Source organism: Mycobacterium sp. AT1, from assembly GCF_002043095.1.
Classification (GTDB): Bacteria; Actinomycetota; Actinomycetes; order Mycobacteriales; family Mycobacteriaceae; genus Mycobacterium.
Map to the genome: position 1 here is coordinate 1372 of NZ_MVOC01000017.1, position 16292 is coordinate 17663.

The 16292-nt window shown below is 67.6% G+C and carries 14 protein-coding genes; 9 read left to right on the plus strand and 5 right to left on the minus strand.

The genetic code is table 11. The annotated features are described in order from the left end of the window. Window positions 1-195 precede the first annotated feature (195 nt). From ssb to B1790_RS09260, 5 genes are all read left to right on the plus strand, one after another. Window positions 196-657 (plus strand): single-stranded DNA-binding protein, encoded by a 462-nt coding sequence (gene ssb / locus B1790_RS09240; protein WP_079922981.1) that lies wholly within the window; start codon window positions 196-198, stop codon window positions 655-657. A 69-nt stretch (window positions 658-726) separates the two neighbouring features. Then, entirely contained in the window at window positions 727-2400 is a 1674-nt protein-coding gene (gene ettA, locus B1790_RS09245) for an energy-dependent translational throttle protein EttA (protein WP_079922927.1), read from the plus strand. Between the two features lie 121 nt (window positions 2401-2521). Continuing rightward, window positions 2522-7396, plus strand: coding sequence for an NAD-glutamate dehydrogenase (locus B1790_RS09250; RefSeq protein WP_079922928.1), 4875 nt, complete (start codon window positions 2522-2524; stop codon window positions 7394-7396). Continuing rightward, complete coding sequence (locus B1790_RS09255; protein ID WP_079922929.1) at window positions 7393-7806, plus strand: thioesterase family protein; 414 nt, start codon at window positions 7393-7395, stop codon at window positions 7804-7806. The genes B1790_RS09250 and B1790_RS09255 overlap by 4 nt, the downstream gene beginning before the upstream one ends. 28 nt (window positions 7807-7834) lie before the next feature. Then, the gene (locus B1790_RS09260) at window positions 7835-8515 is read left to right on the plus strand and encodes a hypothetical protein (RefSeq protein ID WP_079922930.1); all 681 of its coding nucleotides are present in this window, start codon (window positions 7835-7837) and stop codon (window positions 8513-8515) included. Here the strand turns inward: B1790_RS09260 and B1790_RS09265 are convergent. After that, window positions 8512-8916: a globin gene (locus B1790_RS09265; RefSeq protein ID WP_198951957.1), complete on the minus strand. Its 405-nt coding sequence runs from the start codon at window positions 8914-8916 to the stop codon at window positions 8512-8514. The two genes, B1790_RS09260 and B1790_RS09265, sit on opposite strands and share 4 nt — an antisense overlap. A gap of 143 nt (window positions 8917-9059) precedes the next feature. Between B1790_RS09265 and B1790_RS09270 the strand changes: the two genes are divergently transcribed. Genes B1790_RS09270 through B1790_RS09280 form a run of 3 tightly spaced genes read left to right on the plus strand, consistent with a single transcriptional unit; the run spans window position 9060 to window position 10446 of the window. Continuing rightward, window positions 9060-9704, plus strand: coding sequence for an HNH endonuclease (locus B1790_RS09270; RefSeq protein WP_079922931.1), 645 nt, complete (start codon window positions 9060-9062; stop codon window positions 9702-9704). Window positions 9705-9755: 51 nt separating this feature from the next. Further along, window positions 9756-9977, plus strand: a complete 222-nt coding sequence (locus B1790_RS09275) for a hypothetical protein (RefSeq protein WP_056554903.1) — start codon at window positions 9756-9758, stop codon at window positions 9975-9977. Beyond that, window positions 9964-10446 carry a DUF5130 domain-containing protein gene (locus B1790_RS09280; RefSeq protein WP_056554900.1) on the plus strand — a complete coding sequence of 161 codons (483 nt, stop codon included), beginning with the start codon at window positions 9964-9966 and terminating at the stop codon, window positions 10444-10446. The genes B1790_RS09275 and B1790_RS09280 overlap by 14 nt, the downstream gene beginning before the upstream one ends. A gap of 61 nt (window positions 10447-10507) precedes the next feature. On the opposite strand, the gene B1790_RS34980 is transcribed toward B1790_RS09280, so the two are convergent. From B1790_RS34980 to pepN, 3 genes are all read right to left on the minus strand, one after another. Continuing rightward, the gene (locus tag B1790_RS34980; protein WP_185934605.1) at window positions 10508-10648 is read right to left on the minus strand and encodes a hypothetical protein; all 141 of its coding nucleotides are present in this window, start codon (window positions 10646-10648) and stop codon (window positions 10508-10510) included. 186 nt (window positions 10649-10834) lie between these two features. After that, a complete protein-coding gene (locus B1790_RS09285) occupies window positions 10835-11215 on the minus strand; it encodes an HNH endonuclease (protein ID WP_079922932.1) in 381 nt (126 codons plus the stop codon). Between the two features lie 110 nt (window positions 11216-11325). Next, complete coding sequence (gene pepN, locus B1790_RS09290) at window positions 11326-13896, minus strand: aminopeptidase N (RefSeq protein WP_079922983.1); 2571 nt, start codon at window positions 13894-13896, stop codon at window positions 11326-11328. 108 nt (window positions 13897-14004) lie between these two features. Here pepN and B1790_RS09295 point away from each other — a divergent pair, with 108 nt between their 5' ends. Beyond that, complete coding sequence (locus B1790_RS09295; RefSeq protein ID WP_079922984.1) at window positions 14005-14625, plus strand: DsbA family protein; 621 nt, start codon at window positions 14005-14007, stop codon at window positions 14623-14625. Window positions 14626-14656: 31 nt separating this feature from the next. Here B1790_RS09295 and B1790_RS09300 read toward each other — a convergent pair whose 3' ends face one another. Continuing rightward, entirely contained in the window at window positions 14657-16225 is a 1569-nt protein-coding gene (locus tag B1790_RS09300) for a molybdopterin-dependent oxidoreductase (protein WP_142271190.1), read from the minus strand. Window positions 16226-16292 lie beyond the last annotated feature (67 nt).

Consider the following 16292-nt stretch of genomic DNA (forward strand, 5'->3'; position numbering starts at 1 on the left):
GTGCGTGGTGCGTGGTGCGTTCGCCCGGACTGGCGCGTCGCGGCTGCGAGTCCCTTCATCCACAGTCCGCACTTCATCCACAGGGCACCCGGCCACTCGCCCGTCGTCAGCACCCGGTGTCGGGGGTCGGACGGTCAATGGTCTCGGGCAGCACGACACGGGCTGCCGAAGGAAGAACCGATGAAGGGAAGCGCAATGTTCGAGACCCCGTTCCACATGGTCGGCACCATCGTCACCGATCCGATCCTCCGTCGCGTCGGCGATCAGCAGGTGTACAAGTTCCGCGTCGCCAGCAACTCGCGCCGTCGCACGCCCGAAGGCAACTGGGAGCCGGGCAACTCCCTGTTCGTCAACGTCAACTGCTGGGGCCGGGTGGTCGACGGCGTCAGTGGGGTGCTGATCAAGGGGGACCCGGTGGTCGTGGTGGGCACCGTCTACACCAGCGAGTACGACGACAAGGAGGGCAACCGGCGATCGTCGGTCGAGGTTCGAGCCACCGCCGTCGGGCCCGATCTGACTCGCGCCACCGTGCGCATCGAGCAACGCAAGCGCACGGAGGACGAGGTGGAGCCCAGCGCCGAGGCGACGACCGACGAGGACCCCTCCGACGCCGACGAGGGTGCGATCGAGGGCGAGGCCCTGCCACTGACGGCGTAGCCGTAAGCCGTCGCGCCTAGGATGGTTGGCTGAGCGATACCCGCAGACCGGAAAGGCACTACCCAAAGCATGGCTGAGTTCATCTACACGATGAAGAAGGTCCGCAAGGCGCACGGTGACAAGGTCATCTTGGACGACGTCACGCTGAACTTCCTCCCCGGAGCCAAGATCGGCGTCGTCGGTCCCAACGGTGCTGGTAAGTCGAGCGTCCTGAAGATCATGGCCGGCTTGGACAAGGCCAACAACGGTGACGCGTTCCTCGCCACCGGGGCCTCCGTCGGCATCCTCATGCAGGAGCCGCAACTCGACGAGTCCAAGACCGTTCGCGAGAACGTCGAGGAGGGCGTGCCGATCAAGGCGAAGCTCGCTCGGTACAACGAGGTGGCCGAGCTGATGGCCACCGACTACACCGACGAGCTCATGGAGGAGATGGGCCAGCTGCAGGAGGAGCTCGACGCGGCCGACGCGTGGGATCTGGACTCCAAGCTCGAGCAGGCGATGGACGCGCTGCGTTGTCCGCCGCCCGACGAGCCGGTCACCCACCTCTCCGGTGGTGAGAAGCGCCGCGTCGCGCTCTGCAAGCTGTTGCTGTCCGAGCCCGACCTGCTCCTGCTCGACGAGCCCACCAACCACCTCGACGCCGAAAGCGTGCTGTGGCTGGAGCGGCACCTCGCCGACTACAAGGGCGCCATCCTCGCCGTCACGCACGATCGGTACTTCCTCGACAACGTCGCGGAGTGGATCCTCGAGCTGGACCGCGGCCGTGCCTACCCCTACGAGGGCAACTATTCGACCTACCTGGAGAAGAAGGCCGAGCGCCTCGCCGTCCAGGGTCGCAAGGACCAGAAGCTGCAGAAGCGGTTGGTCGAGGAGTTGGCGTGGGTACGCTCCGGCGCCAAGGCCCGCCAAGCCAAGAACAAGGCGCGCCTGAGCCGATACGAGGAGATGGCCTCCGAGGCGGAGAAGACGCGCAAGCTCGACTTCGAGGAGATCCAGATCCCGACGGGCCCGCGGTTGGGCAACATCGTCGTGGAGGTGGACCACCTCGACAAGGGCTTCGACGGCCGCATCCTGATCAAGGATCTGTCCTTCACGCTGCCGCGCAACGGCATCGTCGGCGTCATCGGGCCCAACGGTGTCGGCAAGACCACGCTGTTCAAGACCATCGTCGGTCTCGAGGAGGCCGACAGCGGCGTCGTCAAGGTCGGCGAGACCGTCAAGCTCAGCTACGTCGACCAGAACCGCGGCGGTATCGACCCGAAGAAGAACGTCTGGGAGGTCGTCTCCGACGGACTCGACTACATCGAGGTCGGGCAGAACGAGGTGCCGTCGCGTGCCTACGTGTCCGCGTTCGGCTTCAAGGGCCCCGATCAGCAGAAGCCGGCCGGGGTGCTCTCCGGTGGTGAGCGCAACCGGCTGAACCTCGCGCTGACCCTCAAGGAGGGCGGCAACCTGATCCTGCTCGACGAGCCGACCAACGACCTGGACATCGAGACCCTGAGCTCGCTGGAGAACGCGCTTCAGCAGTTCCCCGGGTGCGCGGTGGTCATTTCGCACGACCGCTGGTTCCTCGACCGCACCTGCACCCACATCCTGGCGTGGGAGGGCGACGACGACAACGAGGCCAAGTGGTTCTGGTTCGAGGGCAACTTCGGCGGTTACGAGGAGAACAAGCTCTCGCGGTTGGGAGCGGATGCTGCTCGCCCGCACCGGGTTACTCACCGCAGGCTGACCCGCGACTGATCTGACGGGGTTGAACCGCGTCGACACGACGGGCAACTAGTGTCGAACCGCGGGCCACTTGGCCGCTTCGGCGACCACATCCAACGGCGGACGGCACGCGCGTGAGGCAGGAGCGTTCGGTATGACGACGGTGAATCCTGGTGTTCCAGGAAGACAACGCAGCGACGGATCGACGGTGATCGACACGGCTCCCGGCAGTTCCATCGCCGAGGCGTACGTCGCGACCCACCAAAGCCCGCAGGGTGACGTGCCCGCCGCCGACGCCGCGCTGACGATGCCGGTCGCCGCCGCCGGGACCGTGTCCCCGGCACTGCTCGCGGCCCACGAGATGGTCGGGCATCAGCGCGCCACCGGCGACACGAAGGTCGTGGTGCACGCGTCCGACGACCCCAGCGGAATCGGCCCCGCGATCCAGATCGTCACCGACCAGAGCGCGATGCTGACCGACACCGTGACGGTGCTCCTGCACCGTCTCGGCGTCGCGTACACCGCGATCATGAACCCGGTGTTCCGCGTCCGCCGCGATCCAGCGGGGGGACTGGTGGACGTCCACCCCGTGAACGCGCCCGACGCCCCAAGGGACGGCGTCGACGAGACCTGGATTCACGTCCAGCTCTCGCCCACCGCGGATCCCAAGGCCGTCGCCGAGGCCGTCAAGCTTCTGCCAAGGGTGCTTGACGACGCCCGGCAGGTGGAACTCGACTCGGCGGCGCTGGACGCCGCGTTGGTCGTGTTGGCCAGCCAGCTGGACTCCGACCGCAAGGGCCACTTCCCGTCGTATGACCGTCGCGACGTGGCAGCGCTGTTGCGTTGGCTCGCCGACGGGCACTTCGTGCTGCTGGGTTACCAGCGCTGCTCGGTGGAGGACGGGACGGCCACCGTCGATCCGGCCAGCCGCCTCGGCGTACTGCGGCTGCGCACCGACGTGTTGCCGCAGCTGACCGACCAGGACGACCTGTTGGTGCTGGCCCAGGCGACCATGCCGAGCTACCTGCGCTACGGCGCCCACCCCCACATCGTGGTGGTCCGCGAGACGCTGCCCGGCGAGGACGCCGCCGTCGAGCATCGCTTCGTCGGGCTGTTCACCGTGGCCGCGTCGAATTCGAACGTCCTCGAGATTCCACTGATCTCGCGTCGCGTCCGGGAGGCGTTGGCGCTGTCACACGGCGACAACAGCCACCCGGGTCCGCTGACGCTGGACATCATCCAGACGATCCCACGTTCGGAGTTGTTCTCGCTCAGTGCTCAGCAACTGCTGGACATGGCCAACGCGGTGGTCGACCTCGGCTCGCGCCGCCGTGCGCTGCTGTTCTTGCGGACCGACCAGCTGTCCCACTTCGTGTCCTGCCTGGTGTATCTGCCGCGTGATCGGTACACGACGGTGGTCCGCCTGGAGATGCAGGACATCCTCGTCCGCGAGCTGGGTGGCGAAAGCCTCGAGTACACCGCGCGGGTCAGTGAATCACCTTGGGCGGTGGTGCACTTCACCGTTCGGCTGCCCGACGACAGCAAGCCCGAGGACGTTGACACGTCCTTGGAGGCCGAGACCAGGATCCAGAATCTGCTGACCGAGGCGGCCCGCACCTGGGGCGACCGGTTGATGGGGGCGGTCCCGACGGGCGCGATTTCCCGCGCCGACGCCGAGCACTACGCGGCGGCGTTTCCCGAGGTCTACCGGCAGGCGTTCACCCCGCACGACGCGATCGGTGACATCGCGATCATCGAACAGCTGCAGGATAATTCGGTCAAGCTCGTCTTCGCCGACGGCGGGGAGGGGCAGCCCGCCAACCTCACCTGGTACCTCGCCGGCCGATCGGCGTCGCTGAGCGTGCTGCTGCCGATGCTGCAGTGCATGGGCGTCGTCGTGCTCGAGGAGCGACCGTTCTACGTCAACCGTGCCGACGGCATGCCGGTGTGGATCTATCAGTTCAAGATCTCGCCGCAGAAGTCGATCCGCGAGGACGACGACGCCGTCGAACGCGAAGCCACCGCCATGCGATTCGCCGACACGGTCACCGCGATCTGGCACGGCCGGGTGGAGATCGACCGCTTCAACGAACTGGTCATGCGCGCCGGGCTGACCTGGCAGCAGGTCACCGTGCTCCGCAGCTACGCAAAGTACTTGCGGCAGGCAGGGTTTCCCTACAGTCAGTCCCACATCGAGACGGTCGTCAACGACAACCCGGCGACGGCCCGCGCCCTCGTCGAGCTGTTCGAGGCGCTCTTCGATCCGGACGACGCGCAGTCGGAGTCGGGGGAGAAGAAGCGCGACGCGTCGGCGGCGGCGAACGCGGTCGCGGTCGGCATCGACGCACTGGTGAGCCTCGACACCGACCGGGTGCTGCGGGCGTTCGCCTCGATGATCCAGGCGACGCTGCGCACCAACTACTTCGTCACCAGCCCGGCCTCCGCGCGCAGCCAGGACGTGCTGTCGATCAAGGTGAATCCGGGACTCATCGACGAATTGCCCTTGCCGCGACCGAGATACGAGATCTTCGTGTACTCACCTCGGGTCGAGGGCGTTCACCTGCGATTCGGAAACGTCGCCCGCGGCGGCCTCCGCTGGTCGGACCGCCGCGAGGATTTCCGCACCGAGATCCTCGGCCTGGTCAAGGCGCAGGCCGTCAAGAACGCGGTCATCGTGCCCGTCGGCGCCAAGGGCGGCTTCGTGGTGAAGAACCCGCCGGCGCCCACCGGTGACGCCGCCGCCGACCGCGAGACCTTCCGCAACGAGGGCGTCGCCTGCTACCGGCTGTTCATCTCCGGCCTGCTGGACGTCACCGACAACGTCGACACGGCCACCGGCGCCGTCACCACCCCCGCGGGTGTGGTGCGGCGTGACGGCGACGACGCCTATCTGGTCGTCGCCGCCGACAAGGGCACCGCGACGTTCTCCGACATCGCCAACGACGTCGCCAAGTCCTACGGATTCTGGCTCGGTGACGCGTTCGCCTCCGGCGGGTCGGTGGGTTACGACCACAAGGCGATGGGCATCACCGCCAAGGGCGCGTGGGAGTCGGTGAAGAGGCACTTCCGCGAGATGGGCGTCGACACCCAGACCGAGGACTTCACGGTCGTCGGGGTCGGCGACATGAGCGGTGACGTGTTCGGCAACGGCATGTTGCTGTCCAAGCACATTCGCCTCGTCGCCGCGTTCGACCACCGCCACGTGTTCTTCGACCCGAACCCCGACGCGGCGACCTCGTGGGCCGAACGGGAGCGGATGTTCGCGTTGCCGCGCTCCAGTTGGGACGACTACGACCGCAGCCTGATCAGTGAGGGCGGCGGTGTGTACAGCAGGGAACACAAGTCGATCCCGATCAGCCCCCAGGTTCGCGAGGCGTTGGGTCTCGACGACGGCGTCGAGGAGATGACGCCGCCCGCATTGATGAAGTCGATCCTGCAGGCGCCGGTCGACCTGTTCTGGAACGGCGGCATCGGCACCTACGTCAAGGCCGAGTCCGAATCCGACGCCGACGTCGGCGACCGAGCCAACGACGCCGTCCGGGTCAACGCAAATCAGATGCGCGCCAAGGTGATCGGCGAAGGTGGCAACCTCGGCGTGACGCAGCGCGGTCGCATCGAGTTCGAACTCAACGGCGGGCACGTCAACACCGACGCGCTCGACAACTCCGCTGGCGTCGACTGCTCCGACCACGAGGTCAACATCAAGATCCTCGTCGACTCGCTCGTCACCGGTGGCCAGGTGACCGCCGAGGAGCGCACTCCGCTGCTGATGTCGATGACCGACGAGGTCGGGGCACTCGTGTTGCAGGACAACGCCGCTCAGAACGATCTGATGGGCACCAGCCGGGCCAACGCGGCGGGTCTGCTCAACGTGCACGCCCGCCAGATCAAGGGTCTGGTCGCCGAGCGGGGCCTCAATCGCGAGCTGGAGGCGCTGCCGACGGACAAGGAGGTTCGCAGGCGCGTCGAGGCGGGGCTAGGTCTGACCTCGCCCGAGCTGTCCACGCTGATGGCCTACGTAAAGTTGGCACTCAAGGACCAGCTCCTCGGTAGCGAGCTGCCCGACCAGGAGGTCTTCGCGGCCCGGTTGCCCGAGTACTTCCCGCACCAGCTTCGGGACAGGTTCGGCTCCGAGATCCGCACCCATCAGCTCCGTCGGGAGATCGTCACGACGATGCTCGTCAACGACCTCGTCGACACCGCCGGGATCAGCTATGCCTACCGCGTCGCCGAGGACGTCGGCGTCGGACCGGTCGACGCGGTGCGCGCTTACGTGGCGACCGACGAGATCTTCCAGGTTGGCGAGGTGTGGCGACAGATCAGGGCGGCGGGTGACGCCGGGGTGGCCGTCGCCGTCACCGACCGGATGACGCTCGACCTACGTCGCCTGATCGACCGCGCCGGACGCTGGTTGCTCAACTACCGCCCGCAGCCGTTGGCGGTGGGTGCCGAGGTCAACCGGTTCGCGGCGAAGGTGGCGGACCTGACGCCGCGGATGTCGGAGTGGCTGCGCGGCGACGATCGCGCCATCGTGGCCAAGGACTCGGGTGACTTCATGGCCCAGGGCGTGTCGAAGGAACTGGCCATGATGGTCGCGACCGGGCTGTACCAGTACAGCCTGCTCGACGTCATCGACATCTCCGACATCGTCGAGCGGGACGCCGTCGAGGTAGCCGACACGTACTTCACGTTGATGGATCACCTGGGCATCGACCCCCTGCTCACCGCAATCTCGCGACTGTCTCGCGACGATCGCTGGCATTCCTTGGCGCGCTTGGCGATTCGCGACGACATCTACGGCTCGCTTCGGGCGCTGACCTTCGACGTCCTCGCCGTCGGTGAACCCGACGAGACGGGCGAGCAGAAGATCGAGGAGTGGGAGCTGTCCAACAGCTCACGGCTGGGGCGGGCTCGGCGCACGCTCAGTGAGATCAACGAAGACGGCGAGAAGGATCTGGCGACGTTGTCGGTGGCGGCGCGTCAGCTCCGCAGCATGACCAGGACGAGCGGAACGGGATCGACCGGGTGACCGAAAGATGGGTTTCTCCAGTGCCAGTGCGCTGGAGTGACATCGACATGTACCAGCACGTCAACCACGGCACCATGGTGACGATCCTCGAAGAGGCGCGCGTGCCGTTCCTCACCGAGCCGTTCGCCGACGACTTCGACACCATCGGCCTGCTCATCGCCGAGGTGCGCGTGATCTACAAGGGGCAGCTGCGGCTCGCGGATTCGCCTCTGCAGGTGACGATATGGGTCAAGCGCTTGCGCGCGGTCGACTTCACCCTCGGGTACGAGGTGCGGTCTGCGCTGGCCGACCCCGACTCCAAGCCTGCGGTCATCGGCGAATCGCAGCTGGCCGCGTTCCACATCGCGGAGCAGCGGCTGGTCCGGTTGGCGCCGCACCATCGGGACTATCTCCAGCGCTACCAGCGATGAGCGCTTGCGCGAAGAGCAGAGTGGCCCGATGAGCACGAGTGAACGTGGCCTGTGGCTCGACGACGTCGCGCACCGCGAAGACCTGGCGACCTTCGTCGACCGGGCGATACGGCTCGACGACTCCAGCGTCATCCGGCTGCGGCAGCGGTCGGGCGGGCAGGTCGTCGCTTGGCTGGCAACGGGTTTCGACGTCCTTGCGAGCCGAGTGGTCGCTGGCCGCGTGAACCCGGCGGACCTGTCCGTCGGTGCGGACGCATTGGCGTCGGCGCTTCCGTCGATGGACCAGTCGGGTTTCGTCGACCCCGGTTTTGCAATGGACTCCGCGTGGCGCGGGATGCTGCCGCCGGAATCGGGATTCGTGCACCTGGACGACGTGCCGGCCCGGGCCGTGCTCGACCTCGCGCAGCGCGGTGTGGCGTTGGCCAAGGAGTACGGCAGTGCCCACGGTCCGCCGGCGTCGTTGCTGGATCAGGAAGTCGTGGCCGTCAGCTCCGGTGACGTCAGCGTCGGCATCCCGATGCGATGCGTATTCGCCTTGACCGCAATGGGTTTCCTGCCGCAGTCGGCGACCGCCGACCAGTTCGCCCCCGAGTCCGTGGCGGCCGACGAGGTGGTGCGGGTGCGCGTCCTACCGACCTGGTTGCGGGTCGACGCCCGCTTCGGAACCGTCTACCGTCGCCGCGGCGACCCGGCCGTCGTCCTGCGTTAGAACGGCGAGTTGACCATCGACTGCGCCGCCATCTCCAAGTAGTTCAGCAGCACCTGGCGGTGCGCGTCGTCGAGGGTCCGCGAGTCCACCTCGGCGACGGCGGTGTGCATGCAGCGCAGCCAGGCGTCGCGTTCCAGCGGGCCCACCTTGAACGGAGCGTGCCGCATCCGCAGCCGGGGATGCCCCCTCAGGTCGGAGTAGGTACGCGGGCCGCCCCAGTACTGCTCGAGGAACATCCGCAGTCGTTCCTCGGCGCCGTCGAGATCGTCCTCGGGGTACAGCGGTCGCAGAATCTCGTCCTCGCGGACCAGTTGGTAAAACGTCGACACGATGGCTCGGAACGTCTCGGCGCCGCCGACTTCGTCGTAGAACGACGTGGGTTGTTCCGTCACGTCGTCCATTGTCCCTTCCCGCCGCGGGAGCGTCGGCGACGGGGGACCAGCACGGCGCCGTCACCGGATGTTCATTGGAGTGACCTGCGAACACCGCCCAAATTGCCGTGCGATCGGCGGCGATCCGTGGTGCACTATCTCTCGGAGGACCTATGTCGCAGCGAAGGAAGAGCCGCGGGCATCTGACCGCGGCGAGTTCAACTGGCGCCTCGGTGCTTGCTGCGCAGACCTTGCCCCTTCCCGGTGTCGAGGCGCGGCCACCGGCCACCGACTGCAGCGTGTGGGGCCGTCGCAGGGTGCTCTTGCTGAATTCGACGTACGAGCCGCTTGCCGCGCTGCCTGCCCGTCGCGCCGTGGTCATGCTGCTGTGCGGCAAGGCCGACGTGGTCCACGCCGACCCGGGCGGTCCGGTGATCCACTCGGCAACGCGCGCGATCACGGTGCCATCGGTGATTCGCCTGCGGTCCTTCGTCCGAGTGCCGTACCGGGCGCGGGTGCCGATGACCAGGGCGGCCCTCATGCACCGTGACCGCTTCCGATGCGCGTACTGCGGATCCAAGGCCGACACCGTCGACCACGTGGTGCCGCGTAGCCGCGGTGGCGCGCACTCGTGGGAGAACTGCGTGGCAGCTTGCGCAGGTTGCAACCACAAGAAGGCGGACCGGCTGCTCACCGAACTCGGCTGGACGCTTCGTTCGACACCGCTTCCGCCGAAGGGCCAGCATTGGCGACTCTTGTCGTCGATCAAGGAGCTCGATCCGGCGTGGGTGCGGTATCTGGGTGAGGGAGCGGCCTGAGTGGGCAGCCCTAGTGGGTTCGCGCGTGAGTATTGAGATACGGTTTGCGACGTGAGCACAGCACTTACGCATTCGCTGCTCGGCGGGGTCCCGCTGCTACTGGCCCTGGTTCTGGCTGCCTTGATCTTCCGGCGCAAGGGCCCGCACCCAGCGACGTACACGTTGACCGACGAGTGGACCCACGAGCCGATTCTGTGGGCCTCCGACGAACCGGCCGATCACGGCCACGGATCGCATCTGACGGTGGGGGGTGGCGCAAGTGGCAAGTGGTAGCGATCATTCGACCGAGGTCGCGAAGCGGGAGTCCGAGGTACTGCCCTACGGCTACGCCTACACCTCGAGCGGCCGCATCTCCGGCGTCACCGAGCCCGGTGAGCTGTCGGTGCACTACCCGTTCCCCGTCAAGGACCTCGTCGTCCTGGACGATGCCTTGAAATACGGCTCACGGGCGGCCAAGGCCCGCTTCGCGGTCTACGTGGGCGGTCTCGGTGCGGACACCGCGGCCACCGCGCGCGAGATCCTGGCCAAGGTGCCGACGCCGGACAACGCCGTGCTGCTGGCCGTCTCCCCGAACCAGAAGGCCATCGAAGTGGTCTACGGATCCGAGGTGAAGGGCCGTGGCATCGAGGAGGCGGCCCCGCTCGGCGTCTCGGCGGCTGCCGCGTCGTTCCGCGAAGGCAACTTGATCGACGGGCTCATCAGCGCTGTGCGCGTTCTCAGCGCCGGCGTCTCACCCCGCTAACACCCCCAGAAAACGACGAAGCCGGTGACCTTCTGGTCACCGGCTTTTACGTCTGTCTGCGTCAGTTGTTCTCGTCGTAGCGCTGCGCGATGGCGAGCAGCTCTTCACGGACGGTCGAATCGGGCAGTGCGTTGATCCGTGCGTAGAGGCGACGACGGTTCATCGAGCGGGTCAGCTCGGCACGAAGACGTGGGAATGGCATGGTGGTGCTCCTTCGTTGTGCCCTGGATCACAGGGCAAGGGTTGCTATGAGGCCGCCAACACGGGGATCGCCCCGCTGGCTGGCCCTCTAATCGTCCATGTTAAATCCAGGTAAATCAAGCTCCGACGTGTGATTTTGCGCTCACCGTGGGACTTGGAGTGGACGTCGACGCCGAGCGTCGAGCCGCTAGATCGAGTTGACGTCGTCCGGGGTTAGGTTTGCTGCACAGCCCACGAGCTGGGCTCGGATGCGGACGTACCGCTCGAGGAAGGTCCGCTCGTCGAGCCGTTTGCGGCGCAGCCATGCGGTCACTTCGTCGTTGCACTTGCTGGCGTTGCACGCCGCGCATGCGGGCACCACGTTGTCGAGGGTGTACCGCCCGCCGCGGGAGATGGCCATGACGCAGTCGCGCTGCAGCGGACGATCGGAGACCCCGCAGTAGGCGCAGCCGTCCCACAGGGCCCTGATCGCCGCCCATTCCTCGGTGGTCAGGTCGTTGACGACGGCCTTCACGCGCCGCGTGCGCCTGCGCGCTGCCCGCGCCCTCCGGCTGTTGGTACCCGCCATCGCAACATCATCAGGCGCGAGCGTGCGCGAACTGCGGCACCGACGCGGCGTGTTGCCCGCAGACTGGGGTACCCCGCGTGCGGGGAGCACGCTCGCCGGAAATGGGCCGGTTAGGACGCGTCGAACGCGCGCGCCCTCAGTGCCCGCTCGACGCCGGCCCGGCCCTCGATCACCAACCGGCGCAGTGCCGGCGGAATCTCACCGGCCAGGAAGCGGTCGGCCGCGTCCAGGCCTTCCTGGCTGACGTCCGACGACGGGTACAGGCCGATGACGACCGTTTGGGCCACCTCGCTGGAGCGTCGCTCCCACACCCCGAGGATCGCGTCGAAGTACTTCTGACCGAACGGCTTCAGCAGCGCGGCCTGGCCGGGCTGGACGAAACCGCCCACGATCGCCCTGGTGGTGATGTTGGCCAGCGTGTCGTCCTCGATGACCTGCTGCCACGCCGCCTCCTTCACGGCCGCTTGCGGGCGGGCGGCCGAAGCCGCTGCCGCGTTGCGCCGTCCGGCGGCGGTGGGGTCGCGCTGTGCCTCCGCGTCGATGAACGGGGTGTCGGTGCCGTGCTCGTCGACGTCGCCGCCGGCAGCCAGCGCGGTCACGATGCGCCACCTCAGGTCGGTGTCTATGGTCAGGCCCGGCAGCTCCAGGTCCGCGGGGTCGGTGTCCAGGAGCGCCGCCAGCACCGCCGTGTGCCGCAGCGACAACGCCGAGGTGCACAGGGCGTTGACGTAAGCCAGCTGGAAGTCCGAGCCCGCCTCGGCGGCGCGTGCCAGCTCCAGAAGGCGGTCGGCGAACGCAGGCCAGCCCTGCGAGCATGCCCAGTCAGGATCGGCGTAGGCGTTCAGGGCCGTTTGCGCCTGCAGAAGGAGGCGTTGTGCCACACCCACTTCGGTCTCGGCGTGCACGCCGCCCTTGACCAGTTCGACGAAGTCGCGGGCCTTCATCTCGGCCTCGCGCGTCATCTCCCAGGCCGCCGACCACGCCAGCGTGCGGGGGAGGGAGTCGGCGATGTCGGCGACGCGCGTCAACACCGTCTGCAGCGAGACGGGGTCCAACCGCAGCGAGCAGTACGTCAGGTCGTCGTCGTTGACCAGGATCAGCTGGCCCCGGGACACGCCCTGCAGGGCGGGCACGTCGGTGCTCGTGCCCTCGACGTCGAGTTCCTCGCGGTGGGTGCGCACCAGCTTGCCCGAGCCGTCGTCGTCGTAGATGCCGACGGCCAGGCGGTGGACGCGGGTCTCGCCAGCACCGGGTGCCGCGCCGCTCTGGTCGATCGCGAAGCGGGTGAACGTGCCGTCACCGTCGACGTCGAAGTTGGCCCGCAACGTGTTCAGGCCCGTGGTCTTGAGCCACTGACGACCCCAGTGCGACAGGTCGCGACCGGACGACTTCTCCAGCGCCCCAAGCAGATCCCCGAACGTGGCGTTGGCGAAGGCGTGGTCGCGGAAGTAGTCCCGTAAGCCGGCCAGGAACGCCTCGAGGCCGACGTAGGCGACGAGTTGCTTGAGGACGCTGGCGCCCTTGGCGTAGGTGATGCCGTCGAAGTTGACCTCGACGGCGTGCAGATCCGGGATGTCCGCGGCGACCGGATGGGTCGACGGCAACTGGTCCTGCCGGTAGGCCCACGACTTCTCGACGTTGGCGAACGTCGTCCACGCGGCCTTGTATTCGGTTGCCTCGCTTTGGCACAGCACCGAGGCGAAGGTGGCGAAGGACTCGTTGAGCCAGAGGTCGTCCCACCACTGCATGGTGACCAGGTCGCCGAACCACATGTGTGCCATCTCGTGCAGCACCGTCTCGGCGCGGCGTTCGTAGCTGTAGCGCGTCACCTTCGACCGGAAGACGTAGTCCTCGAGGAACGTCACGGCGCCGGCGTTCTCCATGGCGCCGGCGTTGAACTCCGGGACGAACAGCTGGTCGTACTTGCCGAATGCGTATGGCACGCCGAAGTTCTGGTGGTAGAAGCCAAAGCCCTGCTTGGTCTCGGTGAACAGGCGCTCGGCGTCCATGTACTCGGCCAGCGAGCCACGGCAGAAGATGCCGAGCGGGATCTCACCGTGCTCGTCGGAGTACACGTCGTCCCAGCGGGCGTACGGACCGGCGATGAGAGCGACGAGGTAGGTGCTCATCCGCGGCGTGGTCTCGAAGGTGTGCACGCCATCGTCTACCGAGACCGTCGCGCCGTTGGAGATGACCTGCCAGTGCGCGGGCGCGGTCACCGACACGTCGAAGGTGGCCTTCAGATCCGGCTGGTCGAAGCACGCGAACATCCGCTTGGCGTCGGCGGTCTCGAACTGCGAGTACAGGTACACCTCGTCGTCGACCGGGTCGACGAACCGGTGCAGGCCTTCGCCGGTGTTGGAGTAGCGGCAGTCGGCCTCGACGACGACGACGTTGTGCTCGGCCAAGCCGACCAACGGGACGCCCGTGGACTCGTCGTAGCCGGACACGTCGATCGCCTCACCGTTGAGCGTCGCGCTGCGGACGGTTCCAGCCGCCACGTCGACCACGGTGTCCGAGCCGGCGAGGGCGTCGAAGGTGATGGTCGTCGTCGACCGGAAGGTGTTCTCGCCGGGCGCGCCTGCGCCGTCGGTCAGATCGAGCACGATCCGGTAGTTGTCAACGGTGACGAGCGCCGCGCGCTCGGCCGCCTGGTCGCGAGTGAGGTTGGGAAGTGCCACGTCGGCCAAGCCTAGACGTAGTTCGGGAACACGGGCAGTGCGTGCATAGTTGTGCCAAACGGTGCTGTGCCCAGATCTGACCCGTACGACTGCCGAGAGGATTCGATGATGGCCAAGAAGGATGTCGCCGGTTTTTGGTTCGACCCCCTGTGCCCCTGGTGCTGGATCACGTCACGCTGGATCCTCGAAGTTCAGCAGGTCCGCGACATCGAGGTCGAATTCCACGTGATGAGCCTCGCGGTGCTCAACGAGGGACGCGACCTGCCCGACGAGTACCAAGAGATGATGAAGAAGGCCTGGGGCCCGGTGCGTGTCGCGATCGCGGCCGAACAGGCCAAGGGCAGTGAGATTCTCAGCCCGCTGTACACCGCGATGGGCACCAAGATCCACAACCAGGGCTACCGCGAGACCGACCCCGACTTCGAGCGGGTCATCGCCGAGTCGCTCGAGGAGGTCGGGTTGCCCGCCGAGCTGGCCGAGGCGGCCACCAGCGACAAGTTCGACGAGGCGCTCCGCAAGAGCCATCACGCGGGTATGGACGCGGTCGGCGACGACGTCGGCACGCCCACGATTCACGTCAACGGTGTCGCGTTCTTCGGGCCGGTGCTCTCGCGCATCCCGCGTGGCGAGGAGGCCGGCAAGCTGTGGGACGCCTCGGTGATCTTCGCCGCGTATCCGCACTTCTTCGAGCTGAAGCGCTCGCGCCACGAGTCACCCGAGTTCGACTGACCTGACCGCGACGGGCGTCAGACGGGGTTGGTCAGGTGACGGTGAAGATCATCGACTGCCAGCCCGTCGCGCCGTCCGGCACCGGGCCGGGGTTGATCAGCCGCAGGCGTTCCTCGGCCTGCATCACGCCGTCGCCGTCGTAGGCGCGTGACGTCACGGTGTGCTGGCCGGGCGGCAGGGTCGTCGTGAGCTTGAACATCCGCCAGGTGTTGCGGTTGACCTCGGTGGCCAGTTCGGCCTGCTGCCAGTCGCCCCCGTCGACCCGCACCTCGACGCGGCTGATGCCCCGGCCCTGCGCCCACGCCGTGCCCGCGACGGTGACCAGGGGACCGGACAGCTGCTGGAAGGCCGTCGGTGCGTCGATGCGCGAGGAGATCTTGATCGGCACGACGCCCGGCGGTTGGCCGTCCCAGCCGCGTTCGACCCAGTAGGGCTTGACGTCGTAGGTGGCCAGTTCCAGTTCGGTCAGCCACTTGGTGGCTGACACGTACCCGTAGAGCCCGGGCACGACGGTCCGCATCGGGAAGCCGTGCTCGGGTAGCAGCGCCTCGCCGTTCATGCCGATCGCCAGCATCGCCTGCTTGCCGGTCGCGCGGAGCATGTCCAGCGGCGTGCCGAGGGTGAAGCCGTCGACCGAATGGCCGACCACCTGCTGGGCCCCACTCTGGATGCCTGCCCGATCCAGCAGGTCCAGCAGGGGCACCCCGATGAAGTTGGCCGTCGAGACGTACGGACCGCCGACCTCGTTGGACACGCACGTCATCGTGATCGTCTGCTCCACCAGCGGCATGGCTCGGATCTCGTCGAAGGTGAACTCCAAGGGCTCGTCGACCAGGCCGGTGATGCGCAGCGTGGCGTCCTCGGCGCGCAACTGCGGCACCTCGAGGTTGACGTCGATCCGGTAGAAGTCCGCTGCGGGCGTGAGGAACGGCGGTGTGCCCAGTTCGGGGAACGCGGCTCCCGGGGGGATGGGCGGTGCCGGTGTCGTCGGCACCAACTCGCCGACCCGCTGTCGTGACGCGGTTACGTCGACCCGACGCGCCAAGGCGACACCGCCGGCACCGGCGACGACGGCGCCCACCGCCGCGACGACGGAACTCAGCAGGAAACGGCGTCGCTCCAACGTCTTTCGTGGTGCGGCGTCGTCGGTGGCGGGTGGTCGCGCGCGGCCGTGCAGCCACCAGAACACGCCGACCCCGGCAACCAGCGCGGCGGCGGGCGCCACCAACCCGACGACGCCGGTCGACTGCTCACCGACAGCCAGCGCACCGACCACGCCGATGGCCACGATGGCGACGAGACCGGGAATCGCGCTGCGCCGTGACGCCAGTCCCACGATCACGCCGACGAGCACCAGCACCACGGCCATGCCGATCAGCAGTGCCGGCTTGTCGTTGGTGCCGAAGTTCTTGATCGCGAAGTCCTTGACCGCCGCGGGCGTCCGGTCGACGGCGGCGTTCCCGACCGCGAAGAAGGGTGACGCCGCTGGCGTCAGCAGCAATCCCGCGACGAGGTGCCCCGCCCCGAGCGCGGCGAGGACGGCGAGCACCCCCGCGGTTGCGGCGCGGACGGCCGGGAGGCGCGGGGTCGACGAAGTCATGGTGGTTATTCGTTGCCGTTGCGTCGGCGGACGACACCGCGTCGAGTTGCGGCGATGCGCACCTCGG